Origin of the sequence: Natrinema versiforme (assembly GCF_005576615.1) — an archaeon.
In the GTDB taxonomy this organism is placed as follows: domain Archaea; phylum Halobacteriota; class Halobacteria; order Halobacteriales; family Natrialbaceae; genus Natrinema; species Natrinema versiforme_A.
On the sequence record NZ_CP040332.1, the window covers coordinates 167945 to 186818 of the forward strand.

16 protein-coding genes and 2 pseudogenes are annotated in these 18874 nt (G+C 61.7%); 4 read left to right on the forward strand and 14 right to left on the reverse strand.

Features of this window, described 5'->3' with window-relative positions:
* Positions 1-8 precede the first annotated feature (8 nt).
* From FEJ81_RS21770 to FEJ81_RS21790, 5 genes are all read right to left on the reverse strand, one after another.
* Positions 9-1187 (reverse strand): ABC transporter ATP-binding protein, encoded by a 1179-nt coding sequence (locus tag FEJ81_RS21770; RefSeq protein ID WP_138247304.1) that lies wholly within the window; start codon positions 1185-1187, stop codon positions 9-11.
* Between the two features lie 91 nt (positions 1188-1278).
* Positions 1279-2154, reverse strand: coding sequence for a carbohydrate ABC transporter permease (locus tag FEJ81_RS21775; RefSeq protein WP_138247305.1), 876 nt, complete (start codon positions 2152-2154; stop codon positions 1279-1281).
* Positions 2154-3101 (reverse strand): carbohydrate ABC transporter permease, encoded by a 948-nt coding sequence (locus tag FEJ81_RS21780; protein ID WP_138247306.1) that lies wholly within the window; start codon positions 3099-3101, stop codon positions 2154-2156. The genes FEJ81_RS21775 and FEJ81_RS21780 overlap by 1 nt, the downstream gene beginning before the upstream one ends.
* A 27-nt stretch (positions 3102-3128) precedes the next feature.
* A complete protein-coding gene (locus FEJ81_RS21785; RefSeq protein WP_175416538.1) occupies positions 3129-4526 on the reverse strand; it encodes an extracellular solute-binding protein in 1398 nt (465 codons plus the stop codon).
* Complete coding sequence (locus tag FEJ81_RS21790) at positions 4523-5575, reverse strand: zinc-dependent alcohol dehydrogenase family protein (RefSeq protein WP_138247307.1); 1053 nt, start codon at positions 5573-5575, stop codon at positions 4523-4525. Before FEJ81_RS21790 ends, FEJ81_RS21785 begins: the two co-directional genes overlap by 4 nt.
* 313 nt (positions 5576-5888) lie before the next feature.
* Here FEJ81_RS21790 and FEJ81_RS21795 point away from each other — a divergent pair, with 313 nt between their 5' ends.
* A complete protein-coding gene (locus FEJ81_RS21795; RefSeq protein ID WP_229504854.1) occupies positions 5889-6617 on the forward strand; it encodes an IclR family transcriptional regulator in 729 nt (242 codons plus the stop codon).
* A gap of 152 nt (positions 6618-6769) precedes the next feature.
* Here FEJ81_RS21795 and FEJ81_RS24300 read toward each other — a convergent pair whose 3' ends face one another.
* Positions 6770-6895: a hypothetical protein gene (locus FEJ81_RS24300; protein WP_267877963.1), complete on the reverse strand. Its 126-nt coding sequence runs from the start codon at positions 6893-6895 to the stop codon at positions 6770-6772.
* 322 nt (positions 6896-7217) lie between these two features.
* On the opposite strand from FEJ81_RS24300, the gene FEJ81_RS21805 reads away from it, so the two are divergent.
* Together FEJ81_RS21805 and FEJ81_RS24480 are read left to right on the forward strand one after the other, a co-directional pair.
* Positions 7218-7874, forward strand: a complete 657-nt coding sequence (locus tag FEJ81_RS21805) for a nucleotidyltransferase family protein (protein WP_138247309.1) — start codon at positions 7218-7220, stop codon at positions 7872-7874.
* Positions 7875-7989: 115 nt separating this feature from the next.
* Positions 7990-8091, forward strand: a pseudogene (locus FEJ81_RS24480) (phage NrS-1 polymerase family protein); the annotation flags it as partial.
* A gap of 291 nt (positions 8092-8382) precedes the next feature.
* Here FEJ81_RS24480 and FEJ81_RS21810 read toward each other — a convergent pair.
* The 3 genes and pseudogenes from FEJ81_RS21810 to FEJ81_RS24580 all read right to left on the reverse strand — a co-directional run.
* Positions 8383-8535 (reverse strand): annotated as a pseudogene (locus FEJ81_RS21810) (helix-turn-helix transcriptional regulator); the annotation flags it as partial.
* A 656-nt stretch (positions 8536-9191) separates the two neighbouring features.
* A complete protein-coding gene (locus FEJ81_RS21815) occupies positions 9192-10295 on the reverse strand; it encodes a tyrosine-type recombinase/integrase (RefSeq protein WP_138247311.1) in 1104 nt (367 codons plus the stop codon).
* A 447-nt stretch (positions 10296-10742) separates the two neighbouring features.
* Positions 10743-11225, reverse strand: a complete 483-nt coding sequence (locus FEJ81_RS24580; RefSeq protein WP_138247312.1) for a transposase — start codon at positions 11223-11225, stop codon at positions 10743-10745.
* Between the two features lie 147 nt (positions 11226-11372).
* On the opposite strand from FEJ81_RS24580, the gene FEJ81_RS21825 reads away from it, so the two are divergent.
* Complete coding sequence (locus FEJ81_RS21825) at positions 11373-12152, forward strand: class I SAM-dependent methyltransferase (protein WP_138247313.1); 780 nt, start codon at positions 11373-11375, stop codon at positions 12150-12152.
* A 597-nt stretch (positions 12153-12749) separates the two neighbouring features.
* On the opposite strand, the gene FEJ81_RS21830 is transcribed toward FEJ81_RS21825, so the two are convergent.
* The 5 genes from FEJ81_RS21830 to FEJ81_RS21850 all read right to left on the reverse strand — a co-directional run bounded on the left by FEJ81_RS21830 (position 12750) and on the right by FEJ81_RS21850 (position 18825).
* Entirely contained in the window at positions 12750-13847 is a 1098-nt protein-coding gene (locus FEJ81_RS21830) for a Gfo/Idh/MocA family protein (protein WP_138247314.1), read from the reverse strand.
* Entirely contained in the window at positions 13844-14575 is a 732-nt protein-coding gene (locus FEJ81_RS21835) for a fumarylacetoacetate hydrolase family protein (RefSeq protein ID WP_138247315.1), read from the reverse strand. The genes FEJ81_RS21830 and FEJ81_RS21835 overlap by 4 nt, the downstream gene beginning before the upstream one ends.
* A gap of 320 nt (positions 14576-14895) precedes the next feature.
* On the reverse strand, positions 14896-15990 hold the full coding sequence (locus FEJ81_RS21840) for a mandelate racemase/muconate lactonizing enzyme family protein (protein ID WP_138247316.1): 1095 nt from the start codon (positions 15988-15990) through the stop codon (positions 14896-14898).
* Between the two features lie 101 nt (positions 15991-16091).
* A complete protein-coding gene (locus tag FEJ81_RS21845) occupies positions 16092-18305 on the reverse strand; it encodes an LUD domain-containing protein (RefSeq protein WP_138247317.1) in 2214 nt (737 codons plus the stop codon).
* Positions 18298-18825 carry an LUD domain-containing protein gene (locus FEJ81_RS21850; RefSeq protein WP_138247318.1) on the reverse strand — a complete coding sequence of 176 codons (528 nt, stop codon included), beginning with the start codon at positions 18823-18825 and terminating at the stop codon, positions 18298-18300. The genes FEJ81_RS21845 and FEJ81_RS21850 overlap by 8 nt, the downstream gene beginning before the upstream one ends.
* Positions 18826-18874: the final 49 nt, after the last annotated feature.

Genomic DNA, 18874 nt, shown 5'->3' on the forward strand with positions numbered 1-18874 from the left:
TCGAGACACTATAGCTGGCTCGAGTTCGCGCCTGCTGTCTGTGACTGCTTGACGGCGGATGTGCCGATGTCGCTGTCGAGTTTGCGCTGGTGGAGCGTCTCGCCGGTCGCGCTATCGAAGAGGTGTGCGTCTGTGGGCGGGACGTGCGCGTACAGTGTCTGGTCTTCGGTGATCGGCTGTTGGCCGTCGACTTCGACGACGAACGTGTCGTCGGGCTCGCGGTCCTCGACCCGACAGTAGACGTACGAGATGCTCCCCATCGGTTCGACCACGTCGACGGTGACTTCGAAACTGTTCCGGTCGACCGCCTCGCCGTGCAGTTCGATGTCCTCGGGGCGGATGCCGAGTTCCAGATCCCCGTGACTGCCGAGGCTCTCCTGCATCCGTTCCGAGAGGTCGTACTCGAACCCGTCACACTGTAGCGTGCCGCCTCTCGCGGTCCCAGTAAAGAAGTTCATCGATGGCGAGCCGATAAATCCCGCAACGAACCGGTTTGCAGGTCGGTAGAAACATTCCAGTGGCGTGCCGACCTGCTGGAGTTCCCCCCGATTGAGGACGACCAACCGATCGCCCATCGTCATCGCCTCGGTCTGGTCGTGCGTGACGTAGAGCGTGGTAACTCCGAGGTCGTTCTGGAGCCGGTTGATCTCCGTCCGCATCTCCGTCCGGAGCTTCGCGTCCAGATTCGAGAGCGGTTCGTCCATTAGGAAGACGTTCGGGTCGCGAACGATCGCCCGGCCGAGCGCGACGCGCTGTTGTTGTCCGCCGGAGAGCTCGCCCGGTTTCTTGTCCAGCAAGTCCTCGATGCCCATCATTTCCGCCGTCGACGTGACGCTCTCTTTGATTTCGGCCGCGGACATGTCCGTCGACATCTTCAACCCGAACGACATGTTCTCTTGGACGGTCATGTTCGGATACAGCGCGTAGTTCTGGAACACCATCGCGATGTCCCGTGCGCGCGGCCCGAGCTGATTGACGACCGTCTCGCCGATCTCGATGTCGCCTTCCGTCTGCGTTTCGAGCCCCGCGACGGTCCGCATGAGCGTCGACTTCCCGCTGCCCGACGGTCCGACGAAGACGACGAACTCGCCGTCGTCGATCTCGAGCGAAACGTCGTCGACTGCGATCACCGAGTTCCCTTCCTCACCGAATCGTTTCGTCACGTTGTCGATCGTGATTTGCGCCATTAGTGTGTCTCCGTTGTGCAGCTGTCTGCCCCCGCTGCAGGGGTATCGTTCGTGTTCGATGCGTTCCGTTCGCGTGAGATCGTGCGCTGGATCACTCTTTTAGCACCACGCCGAAGCTGAGTCCGGCAGCCAGATACCTGTTGACCGCAACGAGGAAGATCGCGACCGGGACGATCATCGACATCGACGCGGCCGCGAGCATTCCCCATTCGATCGAGCGCGAGCCGATGAACGAGTAGACGAACAACGTCACCGGAACTGCCTCGAAACTCGTCAGCATGAGTCCGAACAACAACTCGATCCACGCGAAGATGAAGCTGATAATCGCGACCGAGAAGATCCCGGGTTTGGCCGCCGGGAGAACCACCTTTCGGAAGCCCTGGAACCGAGTCGCGCCGTCGACTCGAGCCGCTTCCTCGAGCGTCTCGGGGATGCCGTCGAAGAACGCCTTCATCACCCAGATCACGAGCGAGAGGTTGATGCTGACGTACATGAAGATCATCCCGATCCGCGTGTCGAAGAGGTTGAGTTCGCGGTAGACGATGAAAAACGGGAGCACGACGGCGATCGGCGGGAGCATCCTCGAGGAGAGGATCCACACGAGCACGTCGCGCTCCATGGGGACGTCGTACCGCGAGAGGACGTACGCCGCCGGCACCCCGATCAGCAAAACGAGGACTACCGACGCCGACACCATGACGAGGCTGTTGGTGAACGCCGCGATGAAATCCGGATTCTGAAGCAGCTGGATGTAGTTGTACACCGTCGGCAGGAAGATCCAGTCCGGCGGCAGCGCGTTCACTTCGCTCGGCGGCTTCAGCGACATCGACGCGAGCCAGTAGAGCGGGAACAGGACGATGACCGACCACGTTAGTAAGACGGCGTGCCGGACGACCGTGACGACCGTCTCGCGCGTGTCCGTATCGAGGCGCTGGGACGAGCCGGGCTCGATGTCCGTCGTTGCCATCAGTCCCACACCCCCTTGAAGCCGACTTTCGCAATGACGATGTTACAGATCGCGATGACCATGACGAGGTAGACGACCGCGATCGCGGCGGCGACGGTGGTCTGGACGTTGATAAACATCTGTTCGTAGATGTTGATACTCACCAGTTGGGTGGCCGTTCCCGGTCCGCCCTGCGTTAACCCGTAGACCACACCGAACGTCCGGAACAAGTCGATCATCCGGATGAGGGTCGCGACGAACACGACCGGCTTCATGTACGGGATGATGACGTGGACGTAGCGACGCCACAACGGGGCCCCGTCGACTCGCGAGGCCTCGAGCAGCGTTTCGGGAACTGACGAAAGGCCCGCGTAGAAGATGATGAACATAAACGGTGTCCAGTTCCACGTGTCGAGAAGTATCACCGTCAGCAGCGGCATCTCCGAGAGAAACGCCGGCGCGGCGAACGGAGTCGTCGTCTCGATCAGGTAGGGAATGATGCCGACCTCGCTGTTGAGCATGATTCGACCGATCGTCGCGAGCGAGACGGGTGCGACCGCCATCGGGATGATGAACAGGATCCGGTAAAACGACTGCAACCGGTCCGAGTCGACGCCGGCGACGAGCGCCGCGAGGCCGAATCCGAGGACGGTCTCTAAGAGCAGTGCGCTGGCGACGAGGGTGAGCGTGATGACGAGGGAGTGCGTCGCGCCGGCGAGAGTAAACGCCGCCTCGAAGTTACTCAACCCGACGAACTCGGCCTGGAAGACGTTCAGTGTCGGTTCGTCGATCAGACTGAGATAGAGGTTGTACGCACCGGGGAAGAAGGTAATCAGTACCATCACCAAAACCATCGGTGCCGTAAACCAGACCGGCAGGTATTCGTTCCACACCCCCTGAAGTCTGGCCACCCTCGTCTCTCCCGTCTCTCGCGTCGGTTCCGTTTGCGTTTGTGTTGGTGAACTCATTGGTTTTGTGAACAGTTCGTCGGTGCCTTACACACTGTAGATATCCTCTGCCACGTCCGCCGCGTGATTCATCGCGGCTTCAGCGGACTTCTGGCCGTCAATCGCCCGTTGCAGTTCCTCGGAGTACCGCTGGCCCCATCGGGGATACTGGCGGTCGAACGGGTCCGGACTCGCGGCTCGCAACGACTCGAGCGAGACCTGAGCGAACTCTTCGCCGACGCGCGAACGGAACTCGTCGTTCTCCCAAACGGACTGGCGCACGGAGAACGAGGCGCTGGTGTTGAGGTGCATCCACGTCGTGGTCGGTTCGGAAGTCGCCCACAGCATGAACAGGAAGCCCTCTTCGGTGTTGCGGGCGTTTCTCGCCATCGAGAGCTGCCACGTATACGCGTTCGGAGAGAACTCGCCGTCGGCCGGCTTGGGCACTTTCGCGATGCCGATATCGTCGGAGACCGCGGAGTCGTCTCCCGTTAGATCCGGCCAGAACAGGTTGGCGTCCGCGACGATGTGCCCGGCGCGGCGTTCCTGCATCGTCGTCAGCGCGTCGGACCAGGACTGGGAGGACGCACCGTCGGGGCCGTAATCTTGGAGCAACTCGACGTACCACTCCGCAGCGGTGATGGCTTCTTCCGTATCGAGCCCTGAGTCGCCCGAGAAATCCGTCCAGAGCTTCGCTCCGTGCTCCCGGAGGAACGCGTTCAAGACGAAAATGTTCATTCCGTATCCCTTCTGGCCCCGACCGACCGTGCCGACGACATCCGATTCGTTCTCCTGAATCGTCGCCGCGTTCTGCCGGAACTCCTCGAGCGTTTCGGCGACTTCTAGCCCGTGTTTCTCGTAGAGGTCGGTCCGATAGAACTGGGTCTGGACCTCGACAGTGATCGGGAGCCCGGTCCACTCGTCCGTAAAGGGGCCGCCTTGGGACTGCCACTTCGACGCTTCGAAGATATCGTCCGGCCGGTACCACTCCTCGTCGTATAGACTGTCGTCGTCGAAGTACTGATCGAGGGACTGCAACCAGCCCGCTTCGCGGTACTGGTTGACGACCTGATCCATGAAGAAGACATCGAACTGGCCAGCACCGGTACTGACGTCGGTCTGGCGTTTGGTCCGGAACTGGTTTTCCGGGAGGACGTTCCACTCGACCTCGATACCGGTGAGTTCCTGAAAGATCGACGTGGCGGGTCTGATCGCGTCGACCCACGGATGCTGGACCGCCCCGATATTGACCGTCGAGCCGTCGAACTGCGTCCAGTCGATGTCCGCGTTCTCGTACTCGCTGAGCGGGAGTTGATCGTTCGGGACGCTGAGCAGTTCGGGACTCTCGTCCGGACTACTACCGCGGGTACAGCCTGCCAGACCAGTGACGAGGCCGGCACTCGTCGACTTCAGCACCGTTCGTCGATCGTATGGTGTTTCGATCATCGTTGCTCTCTGTGAGCCGGCGGCTGCTGGTTGGGGTAGATCATCTTCTTCAGCCCGTCCCGGTCTTCCATCTGTTCGAAGGCCCGCTCCAGTCCGTCCAGCGAAAACTCGTCGGTGACGAGCGTGTCCGTGTCGATCCGACCGTTCTGGAGGAGTGCCACCGCCCGCGCGAACGAGTCCGGTGTCAGCGAATACGTGCCGACGATCTCCCGTTCCTCGTAAAACACGTCAAACGGCGATAATTCGACCGTTGCGTCCTCCGGCGGCACACCGAATACGAGGGTTCGACCGCCCGGGCCGGTGAGCTCGTGAGCCTGCTCGATGGTGTCAGGCAGCCCGACGGCCTCGATGGCGACGTCGACCGGGCCGACGAGCTCCGGAATCGCCGCCGTCGGGTCCACGTCAGTCGGGTCGATGACGTGGTCCGCACCCACCTCGAGTGCCACCTCGCGTCGCTGGCATTCGGGTTCGGAGACGACCACGGTTCCCGCGCCGCTGATACGGAGCAGTTGCGTGAGCAACAGACCGATCGTGCCGGCGCCGACGACGACGACCGTCTCGCCGCTCGTGAGGTCGATTTGGTCGACGCCGTTGATACAGCAGCCGAGCGGCTCCGCGAAGGCGGCCGTCCGGTAGTCGAGATCGCCGATTTCCTCGACGTTGCCGGCGGGAACCGTCACGTACTCCGCGAACGCCCCTTCGATGATGTGCGTGGCCGCACCGCCGAGCGAGGTGAGATTCCGGCAGAGGTTCTCCCGTCCGGATTTGCACGCTCGGCACTCGTTGCACGGGATCGAGGGGTTGATCGCGACGCGGTCACCCACCTCGTAGTCGTCGACATCGTTTCCGACAGCTACTACCTCCCCGGTACTCTCGTGACCGGGAGTTATCGGATAGTCGACGGTGAGTGACCCAGTGTACATGTGCACGTCCGTCGTGCAGACGCCACAGGCGTTGACTTCGACGAGCAATTCGTCGCTGCCCGTTTCCGGTCGTTGCCGCTCGTCGATCTCTACCGAGTTCGCCTCCGTGAGTGTTGCAGCGTTCATCAAGCCACCTGTTATCTCGAGTTCGAAAGCCCCTGTTAAGAGTTTCGTGCAGAAAATAAATCGCCTTCCTCACGCTCCGATAGCGGCAGAATATCCGTTTTCGAATCCGTTTTTCTCTGGAAAACGAATTTTAAACCACGGTATAAATATAAGAAACCATTCTAGTAATGAACAATCATGTATGTTGTGGTCGATTGGCAACCGGCTCTTTCGAACGTACTGTTTTCCTCTGGAGAACAATTACTATGGGACTCGAACTCCTATCGGGAACCGATCGATGTCGAGTCAGAGCCCGAAAACCGTCGAGGCAACGGTGAATTCGTTCGAAATTTTAGAGGTGCTCGTCGAGGCGGATCGTCCGATGGGCGTCACGGAACTGTCCGATGCAGTCGGACTCTCCAAAGGGGTCGTCTACAACCACCTCGGGACGCTCTCGGAACTCGGCTACGTTCGGAAACAAGATCGAAAATACTGCCCGTCACTTCGCCTCCTGTCACCCGGGGAATTGACACGCTCGAGCCACGAGATCTACCGCGTCGCACGATCACACGTCGACAACCTCGCCGAAACGACCGATGAAGTTGCGACGCTCTTCATCGAGGAGGATGGAGTCGGGATCTGCACGTACATGGCAACGGGAACGAACTCCTGGGTGCCGGAGTACGTCTGTGGCGACGCCCTCCCGCTACACATTACCGCGCCCGGAAAAGCGATTCTCGGCACGCTCGAGCCCGACCGAATCGACGAGATCGTCTCGCAACACGGTCTCCCATCAGCGACCGACAGCACTATTTCAAACAGACAGTCGCTCGATGCGGAGCTCCGATCGATCCGGGACAACGAGATCGCGTTTTCCAGAGAAGAACAGTTCGAGGGCGTCGTCGGTGTCGGAACCTCGTTCGGCCTCGACGAGCGCGCGCCAGCCGCTGCGATCGGGGTCTGTGGCCCCCTCGAGCGACTGTCCGGCCGCTACCTCCAAGAGGATATCACCGGACAGGTACTCAGTACGGCGAAATCGATACAAGTCGAACTGACGAAGTGACTGACGATCCTCGTCTGCAGAAACAGCCCCAGTCTCTGTGACAAATCATCCGAGTTGATCTTTCTCTTCCAGATTGAATCCACACCAGTCAGCCTTCGCCCCATTTCACCTGTCTGCCACTTATATCCGACGAGCGGTCACAGTGATGTCGTTCACTGGTGTTTCTCGTCGAGATTCACCGAGATGTGTTTCGTCTGGAGGGACGAGTCGAGCGCCTCGCCGATAAGGGCCTTCTCGACGGTTTCGTCGACCGTCAGCAGGTCCGTGACGCCGACCATCGCGTACCTCGAGGACAGACTCGGCTTCTTCACGGAGGGTCCGACGGCGTCCGCCGCCAAAGGAACCTCGATACCGGTGAATATCTCGGCGGGCCGATGTCTATGGCGTACGTCCCGTAATAAAACTCGTCTGCGGGAATCGTGCGCTCGCCGTCGGGGCCTGCAAGACCAGCGTCGCATCGGAGGCCAACGCGGCGTCAAGAAGATCCAAGATTCACTACTGAAATATTTGTACACGGGCCACGTATGGGTCATGTGGACGGCCGACCGTTGGTCCGACTCCCCGTCGCGATCTCGGTCGGCGAGACGATACAACACGTGAATGAAACCCGATGATTTCCCCTGTTACGGCCCCGACAGGGTCGCTGACGCGCTCGATAGAACCGATCCCCTCAAGCCGACGATCGTCGGCGTCGTCCTCGCCGGTGGGACGAGTTCTCGGTTCGGGTCGGCAAACAAGCTACTCACCGAGTTCGACGGCGAACCGCTGATCCGACACGCGACGCGAACACTCGTAGACGCGGCCCTCTCGGAGGTCGTCGTCGTACTTGGATATGAAGCGGAGGCAGTACACACCGCCCTATCCGGCGTCGACGTGCGAACCGTCCGCAATCCCGACTACGAGAAGGGGCTGTCGACGTCCGTCGAGACGGCGATCCGCGTCGTCGGAACGCCGGAAACGGATGCAGTGGTGTTCCTTCCCGGAGACATGCCGGCCGTCGATTCAGCCACTGTCGAACTCCTTAGCGACGCGTATCGAGCAGAGTTGGGGACAGCGCTAGCGGCTGCCTTCGACGGCCACCGTGGAAATCCGGTGCTGTTCGATCGCAGCCACTTCGATGCCCTTCTCGAGGTCACGGGTGACGTCGGGGGCCTCCCTGTACTGGCAGAGAGCGACGAGAGCGCTCTTATCGAGACCGACGATCTCGGCGTCCTCAGAGACATCGACACGACTACCGATCTCCGACACCAGAGGTGAGTTGGCCCTCCTTGTTTCACCGCTCCCGACTAACGGTGTTGGAGGAATCGACGCCTCGGACTGCTGAATCGATACGAGAGCGAACGCGATCCACGTCTCAATCACAACGACCCGAAAAGCCGATATGGCGCTGTGCTGTCTGCTGGTGTTCTGGACCGGCGGTGACCACACTCGAATGGACCGACGCTTTCGCCAATCAGGGCTTCTTCGAGACGAACTGACGAGGGCGCTTCGAAGCTGACGGCTTCCGACTCGAGGCCGAACAGCGAGCCGTCCTCGGAACCGTCATCCACCACCGAGCCCGCTTCTGAGAGCGTTACGGACACGGCCGGCGAACCGGAGTCTCCCACGGAAACGGGATCTGCGTTCGAATACAGCGAGGTAAAACAGAGCCGTTCTCTGTCACGTGACGCGATTCACGTCCGCCGTAACCGGTGGGATCTCTCGCTGATTAACGATCGACGACATAGAGCTCATGACCCGACGACTCAAACGCCGTTTCGAAGACGTCGAGTTCGCCCTTCTCAACGAGACCCTTGTCGACGACATCATCGAGGTTCGGATAGAGTTGCCCATGGTGGATCTCTTTCTCGCAGTAGTTCTCGAGTTCCTCTTTAATCACGAGTCCAACAAAAGTCCACCACGGGAGTTCTCCGTTCATTCTCAGAAGAGGACCGGAAGCATTCCTCGAGTATGCGCGTAGCCGATCATAACCAGGATCGCAGTGAGGAGGAGTAACCCGCCGTAGCCGGAACTTTCGTTGCTATCGTTGTATCCAAACGGAGTGAGGCTGTTCACCGTATCTTCTGATTGAAACTTTCCACTGTCGGAGTCGTGAACACGCTTCGATTTTGGATTCCGTTTCACCTGTATATCACAGTTGTTGACATCCCGCGTCGTAAATCTATTGGAGCCTGAACTTGAGTGTCTCTCGCCGAGGCCAGAGAGGGACGCTTAGGCTATTTTGGATAGGATTCAGAATTAGTGCAACCAAATTTGTATTACTACAATAAAAGTAAGACAACCACGCCACGTTTTATCAGGTATCAATGAATATCCTACCAGTGCGAACTGCCCCATTCCGGGCGTAGGCGCTTTGGGATGGAGGGTCGCGCCTATGAGATTCATCTATGATCGTTGATTTACCCACCCCAGATCCCACGGTCGTACTGCTTGCGGTGAATGTCGCCCTGAATGCTGCTGCTCTGTGGTATCAAAGTTGGGGGCGTTAGGAGTACAACGCCCCACTCCGGGCTTAGGCAAGTTGTACCCAAGAAGGGGCAGACTGTTAGTCTTTCGCTCGAGGGGAGCTGGTTGTCACTCTCCGTCGAACACTTCCGTATTGTCTTCAGCCAGTTCGCTCGCTTCGATGTGCGAGTACATCTCCGACGTCGTCTGTGGGTCGGCGTGGCGCAACGTTCGTTGCGCGGCGGCGGCCCCGCGCTCACGATAGAGTTTCTCGCCGACACCGCGGCGGGCTCCGTGCAGCGTGAGATAGTCGTCTTCGTCGAGTCCCGGCACGTCGGCGTCTGCCGAGAGTCGCTTCAACAGCGTGCGAGCGCCAGAGGTGCTCATTGACGGCGGTTCGATGCCGGTCTCGAGGACGTATCCCCACGGGTTGCCGTCGGGTTTCTCGTGTCCCGCCTCGTCGATCGCGGAGTACAGCGACGGCGGATGCCTCGAGGGGAACACCGGCCAGCCGTCGGCGGGCAGATCGAGCAGCGTCTCGAGTCGCCGGAGCGGTTCGACCGCCTGTTGAGGGAGTGCGGTCTCCTCTTTTTGCTGGCTCTTCCCGAGGACGGTTATCACGCCGTTCTCGAGGTCGACGCTGTGCCAGCGCAGGCCGTTGCGTCGCTCGTCACGAGAGTCCGCGAGGACTTCCGCGCCACGCACACCCGAATAGGCAAGCATCGTCACAAGCGCCCTGTCACGGACTTCCTCGAAGGCATCGATGCCGTCGGTGTCGATCGCCTCGCGAGCACGGTTGTCGACGTAGGAGACGATCGTCCGGCGCTGGTCTGGCTGCCAGAACTGTTGGTCGCCGCTGGTACTCGAGGTCGCTGTCGGAAGTTGTTTCTTTGCCTTCCGTTTCTCTGCCGGGTTCTCGGGAAGGTATTCGACTTCGACGGCCCACGAGAGGAACGCCGAGACGTAGTTGTAGTACGTTCGCGCCGTCGACGCCGCGATTCCCGTGTCACCGCGGGCTCGCCGCTCGAGGTAGTTCGCGTAGTGGCGCATCGTCAGCGGTGTCACATCGGTCAGCGTTTCCTCGTCACGATCGGCGAGCCAGTCATCAGTCCATTTCTCCAAGGTGTACTCGAGGTTCGATCCGTAGTTCCCTTTCTTCTCGTCAATGAACTCGTCACGGGCGGCTTTGATGGGGATTTGGTCGCGTGAACCCTCGGGGTTGTGCTGAGACATCGACTCGGCTTACCAGAGGGCGCGGCCCCTAGTAAATCCACTGTACATTATTGGTCTAATGTGCTGTGCTGTGTTGGTGTTGACTCGGCTGTAGTTGCAGGCTGTGAGAGTATAGATTTCGGGAGAATAGGATTGTAGCGAGTGGATTTAAACTGCATAGCGCTATACAGAACTGCGACCGAATGGAAGTTGAGACTACAGCGGGTTTAGCGGTGCTGTGATGCATTTTTCGGTCGGTTCGACGAACGGAACCTGCCTCAGATTACTCTCGAAGCGCGTGTTCTTGTCGAAGTGGAAACTAATTCGGAGTATTTCCGAGACATAGGATAGTGTAGCCATTCAGACGCTGCGCTAACACGTGTAGAGTCCCCTCATTATCCGATTCCCGTTTCTTTCTTCAACAGCGTCAGCGTATTGTCGGCCGTCACAATTGGCGAGTGCTCGTACTCATCGGTCAACTCGACCTGTACCAGCAGGTCCACCGCTCGCCAAATCGTTTGCAGTGAACCGTTTGTTCCAACTACGCCACAGCGTCGATTGATCTGGTACCGTCTCTAATCCCAGCTGATCGCAGAGTACAGGATAGCGGTTGAGGTACTCAACGAGTGCTGTCTCGTGGTCCCACCCGTAACAGTCTTTCAGCATGAATACCCGAAAGAGGGAGACCATCCCGTAGCTGGTCGGCCCTGCGTAGTGGTCGTGCGTGCTGAATTTAAAATACGCAAGTGGGAGCGAGCAGACGAACTGCTCGACAGAGGTGTGGTCGTCGTGTCTGAACCATGTTTGTGTAACGATCCGAACGTCTGATTCCAGCGCGGTGAGCGAGGCTCGATTATACAACGGCGTCGAATCGTATACCGGCCAGTCAGCGTCCGATTGACGAGCGATTTGTCGAAAGACAGTCCGGCGAGAGTTGAGAGTCGAAACCACTACGAGACGCTGGCAACGACACGTTCAAGAACTTATCTAGTCAATACGGAGAGGCTACCGAACACTTCTGTGGCCAAACTTGGTGAAATGAGAACCAGTTCCTGATAGTTCAAAAGGTAGAAGTGAACGTATAGAGTAGCGAGCGACATGGGTAGACCGGACGGTAAGTCAGCGAACGAGTGGAATACCGATAGTTATGACGAAGGACACTCCTTCGTCTTCGAGTACGGTGAAGGGGTGGTGGATCTTCTGGAGCCAGAGCACGGGGAGCGGATACTCGACCTCGGCTGTGGGACCGGCCACCTCACAGATCGAATTGCCGAGTCAGGAGCGGATACCGTCGGTCTTGACGCCTCCGAAGAAATGATCGAAAAGGCCCAGGATGCCTATCCCGCGTGCGAGTTCGTCAATGAGGATGCCCGCAGATTCTCGTTCGACGACCCGTTTGACGCCGTGTTTTCCAACGCGGCACTCCACTGGATTCCGGAACAGGATGCCGTTCTCGATTCGGTCACCGATACACTCGTTCCTGGTGGCCGGTTCGTTGCTGAACTGGGTGGGACAGGAAACGTCGCCGCCATCGTTAGCGCAGTTCGTGAAGAGGCGGCTGTACGCGGTTATGATGTCGAGAGTCCGTGGTACTTCCCGAGTATCGGCGAATACACCTCAAAGCTGGAAGCACACGGTCTTGAAACGCGCTACGCGACGCTCTTTGACCGACCGACCGAACTCGATAACGGTACCGACGGACTCGCTGAATGGCTCGGCATGTTCGGTGACAGTCTCTTATCTGCAATCCCAGACGACGAACAATCAGCGGTCATCTCCTCCGTTGAGGATCGACTTCGAGAAGAACAGTTCCGTGACGGGACATGGATCGCGGATTACCGACGGCTTCGCGTCGTAGCTCGGAAGATCCGCAGGTAGTCGCATTCAGTACGACCTATTGTCGCGCGACGGCTGCGTCGTCGCTAACAAAAACTCGACCAAAAGTCTGCGAGCCTCCTGATAGTCGGTTCTCAACTTCGCTTACGGCGAGTGAATCGGCGGCCGTCACGCGAATGTCTGGAGCAAACGAGTGTGACTCAGTGAGAGCGAAGTTCTCACGCTATCCCAAGTTCTTCGAACCACTCAATCGCCAACCACGTGTACCCATCGTCTGTTCAGTACGTACTTCTACTGAGCAGTTGATCCAGTCACAGCCCCTCTAAATGAAACTACAAGGAGTTCACATCGTATACATTGAGACGACCAGTCTCAACTTCCCGTGGCCGTGTGGAAGTTGAGACTACAGTGGGTATAGCGGGTCTACATGGTTTCGGCCGAACCGACGAGCGGAAACCGCTGTCGGTCATCGTCGCGAACTCGGTCGGGGCCGAGGGGACGATCTCGCCTGAACTCGAGGGCCGGATCACGACGGAGTAATGCGCCGGCCGTTGCGGTCACTCGTCCGATCGAATCGGGGTCCGTGACCGTCGAACGCCGCGAGTGGCGAGAACCGCAGGACGGCGGACGCCGCTCGACCTACCAGGACGTGATCGTCACGTCGCAGAGCGGCCGGTCGAGCGGCACCGACACGTCGCCGCCGGTGTAGTGTGAGACGTAGAAGCCGACGATTATCTCCAGCGACCGGGCGGCTTCCCGGCCGGGCGAGCGGTTCCTCGCCTCGCCGTCGAGGAGTTCGACGACGTGGTCGGCCGCGTTGCCGAACGCCGATTCGTAGTCGTCTTCCCACGTCCACGCGCCCTCGATCCCGGGCAGCGGCTCCTCGACATGCTCGCCGTCATCGAGCGTCCAGTAGCGCCACTCGCCGTCGTCGTTGTTCATGTACAGCTTCCCCTCGCTCCCGACGAACAAGAGCGTCATCGACGAGTCGTCCCGCGGGATCGTGCAGTCTATCGTGGCGAACGTCCCGTCGGCCATGAGGGCGTAGCCGCCGCCGGCGGCGTCGTCGACGTCCTGGTCGGCGTCGAGCGAGTCGACCGCCTCGTTCTCCCCGGAGATGTAGCCGGATACCCGCTCCGCGCGGGCGTCGAGCAGGTAGACGAGCGTGTCGAGCAGGTGGGTCGAGTTGCGCAGCAGTTCCATCCGGAACTGGCTTGACACCGAGTGGACCTCGCCCAGCAGGTCCTCCTCCTGCATCAGGTCGTGGAGCCGGCGGAGCTTATCAGTAAAGCGGAACGAATGGTTCACGAGCAGTTCCACGTCGGCGTCGTCACAGATGTCGATCATCTCCTCGGCGTCGGTCACCGAGGAGGCGATCGGCTTCTCGCACCAGACCACGTCCGGGTCGGCCGCAGACTGCGCGGCGTCGACGACGTGGTCGCGGTGCAGGAACGACGGCGTACACACAGACACAACGTCCAGATCCTCCGCCTCCAGCATCGCCTCGTGGCCGACGTACCGGCGCTCGGGCGAGATCTCCCAGGCCTCACCGAACGTGTCGAGCTTCTCCTCGTCGACGTCGGCGACTGCGACGAGCTCGACGCCCGCCGCCTCGTCGTACCCGCCGGCGTGGCTGGCGCGGATCTTCTCCTTTCCAATGGCTTCCTCGTCGTGCATCCCGAGGATGCCCATTCCGGCGATCCCGCCGGTGCCGATTATGCCCGCGCGATACGTCATCGTCGGACGAACTCGTTTTCGAGGGTGCCGACGCCCTCGACCTCCACCTCGACGACATCGCCGTCGGAGAGCGGGCCAACGCCGGCCGGCGTCCCGGTCGAGATCACGTCGCCCGGCTCCAGGGTCATGTACGCCGTGATCTCGGCGATCAGCTCCTCGACGCCGAAGATGAACTGGTCACGTCCGGAGTTCTGCTCGACTTCGCCGTTGACTCGGAGTTCGATGCCGGCGTCGTCGGGCACCTCGTCGGGCGTCGCCACGACCGGGCCGACCGGGGCGGCGTTGTCGAACGCCTTCCCGCGGACCCAGTTCTGCTCGATGCGCTGGTCGTCGCGGTTCGACACGTCGTTGAGGCAGGTGAACCCCCCAACGACATCCATCGCCTCGCTCTCGGAGACGTTTCGGCACTGCTCGCCGACCACGATCCCCAGTTCGGCCTCCCACTCGACGGTCTCCTTGCCCGCCGGGAGCGGGATCGTGTCGCCGTGTCCGGACACCGTGTTCGGCGGCTTTAGGAACAGCAGCGGCCGGTCGGGCAGCTCCATGCCCTCCTCCTCGGCGTGGTCGGCGTAGTTGAGGCCGACGCAGACGATCTTGCTCGGCTCTGTCGGGGGCAACACGTCGACCTCGGCGGGATCGTACGTCCGTCCGCCGAACTCGATCCCGTCGTCGGTCCAAGTGCCGTTGCGAACGCTCCCTGCGGGGTCTTCGAATCGGACTCGTCGCATACGACTAAGTCACTCCCAACCAACAAAAACATTCTGATAGGCCAGTGGTCAACCGCTCCCGTGGGGCCGTCGGCTCGGTCTCCGGGGCATCCAACTTGATTGGACACCATCGCTTCCGGAGATAGCGTGGATTCACGCTACCGTCCGCAGTGTATATCTCTATCTTTTATGCGAAATACGCCGTCGATAGGGCGATTTACAACCATAGATCTGTGATATCATTCCAACCTCTCTCAGTGAACTCTCCGCACCCTTCGTCCACCATGGGTGGACAATCGGGTCAACCGTGTAGCCCCGGGCCACGAGCCGCCTGCAATCCGTCAGTCCACCCGGTACTGCTCCGCGCCTTCGAAGGCCATCCCGTGGCCCGGCCGGTCCGGCGGCGTTATCTCACCGCCCTCGACTGGGATGGGGTCGGCGAGTAGTTCGTCCAACACGGTCGAATGATGTTCGATGTACGGCACGTTGCCGAAGGCACACGCAAGGTGGGCGTGGAGCGGTTCGATGTAGTGTGGCGAGATGGGGACGCCGGTCGCCGCCGCTTGCTCGGCCACGTTCACCCACGGCGTAATCCCACCGACGCGGCAGACATCGGGCTGTACGTAGTCGACCGCGTCCCGCCGGAGCACCTGCTGGAACTGCGTCTCGTTGTAGAAGTTCTCCCCGGTGGCGATCGGCATGTCGACGCGGCTGCGCAGGTCGGCGTACGACGCGTAGTCGCCCTTGGGAAGCGGCTCCTCCAGCCAGGTGATCGCCACGTCGTCAAGCCGGCGGGCGAGCGCCCGCGCTTCCGGCACCGAGTAGGAGCAGTTCGCGTCCAGCATCAGATCCAGACCGGCCGGGAGGGCCTCGCGGACGGCCCGGACACGCTCGACGTCGCGGTCGAGCGACGAGCCGACCTTCATCTTCATCCCGGCGAACCCGGCGTCGGCGATACCCTCGGCGTTTTCGACCAGCGCGTCGGCGTCGTACTGAAGCCAGCCGCCGTCCGTCTCGTACATCGTCACCGGCTCCCGCGCGCCGCCGAGTAGTTCGCACAGCGGCAGCCCCGCGGCCTTCCCGAGGAGGTCCCAGAGCGCGATGTCTGCGGCCGCGACGGCGAACTCGCTTATCCCCTCGCGTCCGATGAACGTGGTCTCGCCCCGGAGGTTTGTCCGCACGGTCCGCGGGGAGACCAGCTGACCCTCCAGGCGCGGGGCGAGTACGTCGTCGAGGAACCGCTTCGTCGCCGCGCCGCCGCGTCCAATAGTGTAGGTGAACCCGAGGCCGGCGTGACCGGCGTCCGACTCTGCGGTCAGCGCAACGATCTCCAGCGTGTCGAACGACTGGGTCGCATCCTCCAGTGCCTGCTCGTTCGGCACACGGTAGAGGCTAGTGTCGACGCTCCGCACGGTGTCCGTTGCTAAGTCACGCATATACGGTGAGTCGGGGCCCCGGTACAAACAGTTTGCCCACGCGGTCGGCGGTCGCCCCGTCCCCGAGCGTCATGGCGCAGTTCCGGAACGCCGAGCGGCGGTCAGCGGCCGGCGGGGTCGAGTAGTTCGACCGGGTGACGCGTCCCCGGTAACAGGAGCGCGTCGAGCTGTTCCATGCAGGAGGTGCCGCTGGCGACGACTGTCCGGTCGTCAACCTCCGGCTCGAACTGCTCGGCGAGCGTCTCGCCGACATCCATGCTCAGGTCATAGTACTCGCTCTTGTAGCCGAAGCTGCCGGCCATGCCGCAACACTCCACGTCCGAGGTCAGCACGTCGTAGCCGACCCGATCGAGCACCGTCTCGGTGTACGTCTCCAGACCGAGCGTGCGCTGCTGACAGTGGCTGTGGTACGCGACGCCGTCCCCGTCGCCGGCTGGCACCGCGTCGGCGTCCGCTCCATTCTCCAGCAGCCCGTACACGTACTCGAGTACCTCGTAGCTCCCCTCGTCGAGTTGCGCCTGGGTTTCGGCGGGAAGTAGCTTCTCGTACTCCCGGCGGAACATCGCCAGGTCGCTCGGCTCGACGACGACCACGTCGTACCCCTCCTCGACATAGGGGAGCAGCGCCGACGCGGCGTCCGCCGCCTTCGCCTCGGCCGTCGCGATCATCCCTTGGGACAGCGGCGCGCGCCCGGAGCCGCCGACATCGGGGACGACTACCTCGCAGCCGAGCGCCTCCAGCACGCGGACGGCGGCCTTGCCACGCTCGGTCTGGACGTAGTTCGTGTACACGTCCGGGTACAGCGCGACGCGACGGTCGGGATCCGCGACGCGGCTCTTGCGCTCCCCGGCCCAGTCGCGCAGCGTCGTTCGCTCGAACGCCGGCAGGTCGCGCCGGGCGTCGATGCCCAGCACCGACTCCATCGCCTTCCGGGCGATCCCGGTCGAGGCGACGGCGTTGGAGAGGGGGGCGGTCGCGCTCCCGAGCTTGGCGACGGTCTCGAAGTTCCCGAAGAACCGCTTGCGCAGCGGCGTGCCGCTCTCCTCCTCGTCGGGCACGAGGCCGTCGACGAGCAGGTCGTCGAACCCCGGGTCCTTCCCGCGGTTGATGCGGTCGCGGACGACCGTGTTGATCCACGGGATGTCAATCTTCACCGGACAGGCGTTCACGCAGCGCGAGCAGCCGGTACAGAGGTCGTTGAACTCCTCGGCGACGTCGTTTCCCTCGATCCCGGCCTCCCAGCCGGTGGCGATGCCGCCCGTGTACGTCTCGCCGCCGAACGCGTGCCCGCCAACTGACTGGAAGTTCGCACACGAGTTCGCACATGCGCCACACCGGATGCAGTACAGCGTCTCCCGGAGGTCGTCGTCCTGCCGCATCGCCCGCCGGCCGTTGTCGATGAGGACGAGGTGGAAGTCCCGCTCCTCGTCGCCGGCCCCGGAGCCCGGTTCGTCCGCCCGGTTGAAGTCGATTGTCGGCGTATCGACCGGCGGGGTCAAAAGCGACAGGTACTGCGGGATCTCCTGGCCGGTGGCCGACCGCGAGATGAGCTCCGCGAACGGCTCCAGTTCGGCGACCGACGGGATGATCTTCTCGATCCCCGCGACGGCGACGTGCGTGTCGGGGATCGACGCGCACTTGCGGGCGTTCCCTTCGTTGGTCACCAGAGCGATCGACCCGCTCTCCGCCATGACGAAGTTCGCGCCCGTGATTCCGACCTCCGCGTTGTCGATCCGGTCGCCGAGGAACTCGCGGGCGAACGCGGTCAGCTTCTGGGCGGAATCAAGCGACTCGTCGGGGTCGAACTCCCGCTCGAACAGTTCCGTTATTTCCTCTCGGGACTTGTGCAGCGAGGGGCCGACGATGTGCGACGGGGCTTCCTCGGCGACCTGGATGACGAACTCCCCGAGGTCGGTCTCCCAAATCTCCAGCCCGCCCTCCTCCAGGGCCTCGTTGAGGTCTATCTCCTCGGTCGTCATCGACTTCGACTTCACGACCGTCTCGGCGGCCTCCGCCTCGGCCACCTCGGCGATGTAGCGGTTCGCGTCGGCCGCGTCGTCGGCCACGTACACCGTCCCACCGTTCTCCTCGACGGCGTTGCGCGTCCGGTGGATGAGCTCCGGGAGGCGTTCTATCGCGTCCTCCTTTATCTCCCGCGCCCTGGTGCGGTTCCGTTCGTGGACGTCCTCCCCGACGGCCTTCACGGCGTCGTACCGGTCGGCGTTGAACAGCCGCGTGTTCGCCTTTATTTCGTCGCCCTCCAATGCTAGCAGCGTGCGGATGCGGTCGGCATCCGTTCGTTGTGAGTCACTCATTGTCCCTGATGATGACGATGTGGACCTCCTCGGGGCCGTGGACGCCCTGCACGAGTGCGCCCATGTCCCCGGTCGAACTCGGCCCCGTTGCGAGGACGAACGACCGGCGACCGGCCGCGAACTCGGCCCGCAGCCAGTCGAAAGCCTCCGAGAGGTCCGTCCTGATGTCGCTCGCCCTGATCACGACCACGTGCCGTGACGGGTACAGGCCGACGAACTCGTCGCCGTCGGCCCGCGACTCGACGGCGACCGTGCCGAGCGACGCGATCCCCATGCGCGACCCCGTCACGCCGGTCGCCGCCGCCCGGAGCTGTGACGGTGACGGGTCGAGCGTCACTGGGGCGTCCGCGAGCGAGAGGTCGTCGAACGGGAGTTCGGCCCCGACGGCGGGCGCTTCGATCACGTCCGCGAGCGTCGCCCCGAGCTCGTCGGGCGGGACGACCGTCGTCGGGGTGTCCAGGTCTGACAGTGATTGCCGGAACTCCGTCACCGACCCCGTGACCGCCCCTCCTTCAGACATCGTTCCCTCGTTCGGCGCTCGCGGTTCGGTCCATTAGGGGACGACGGCT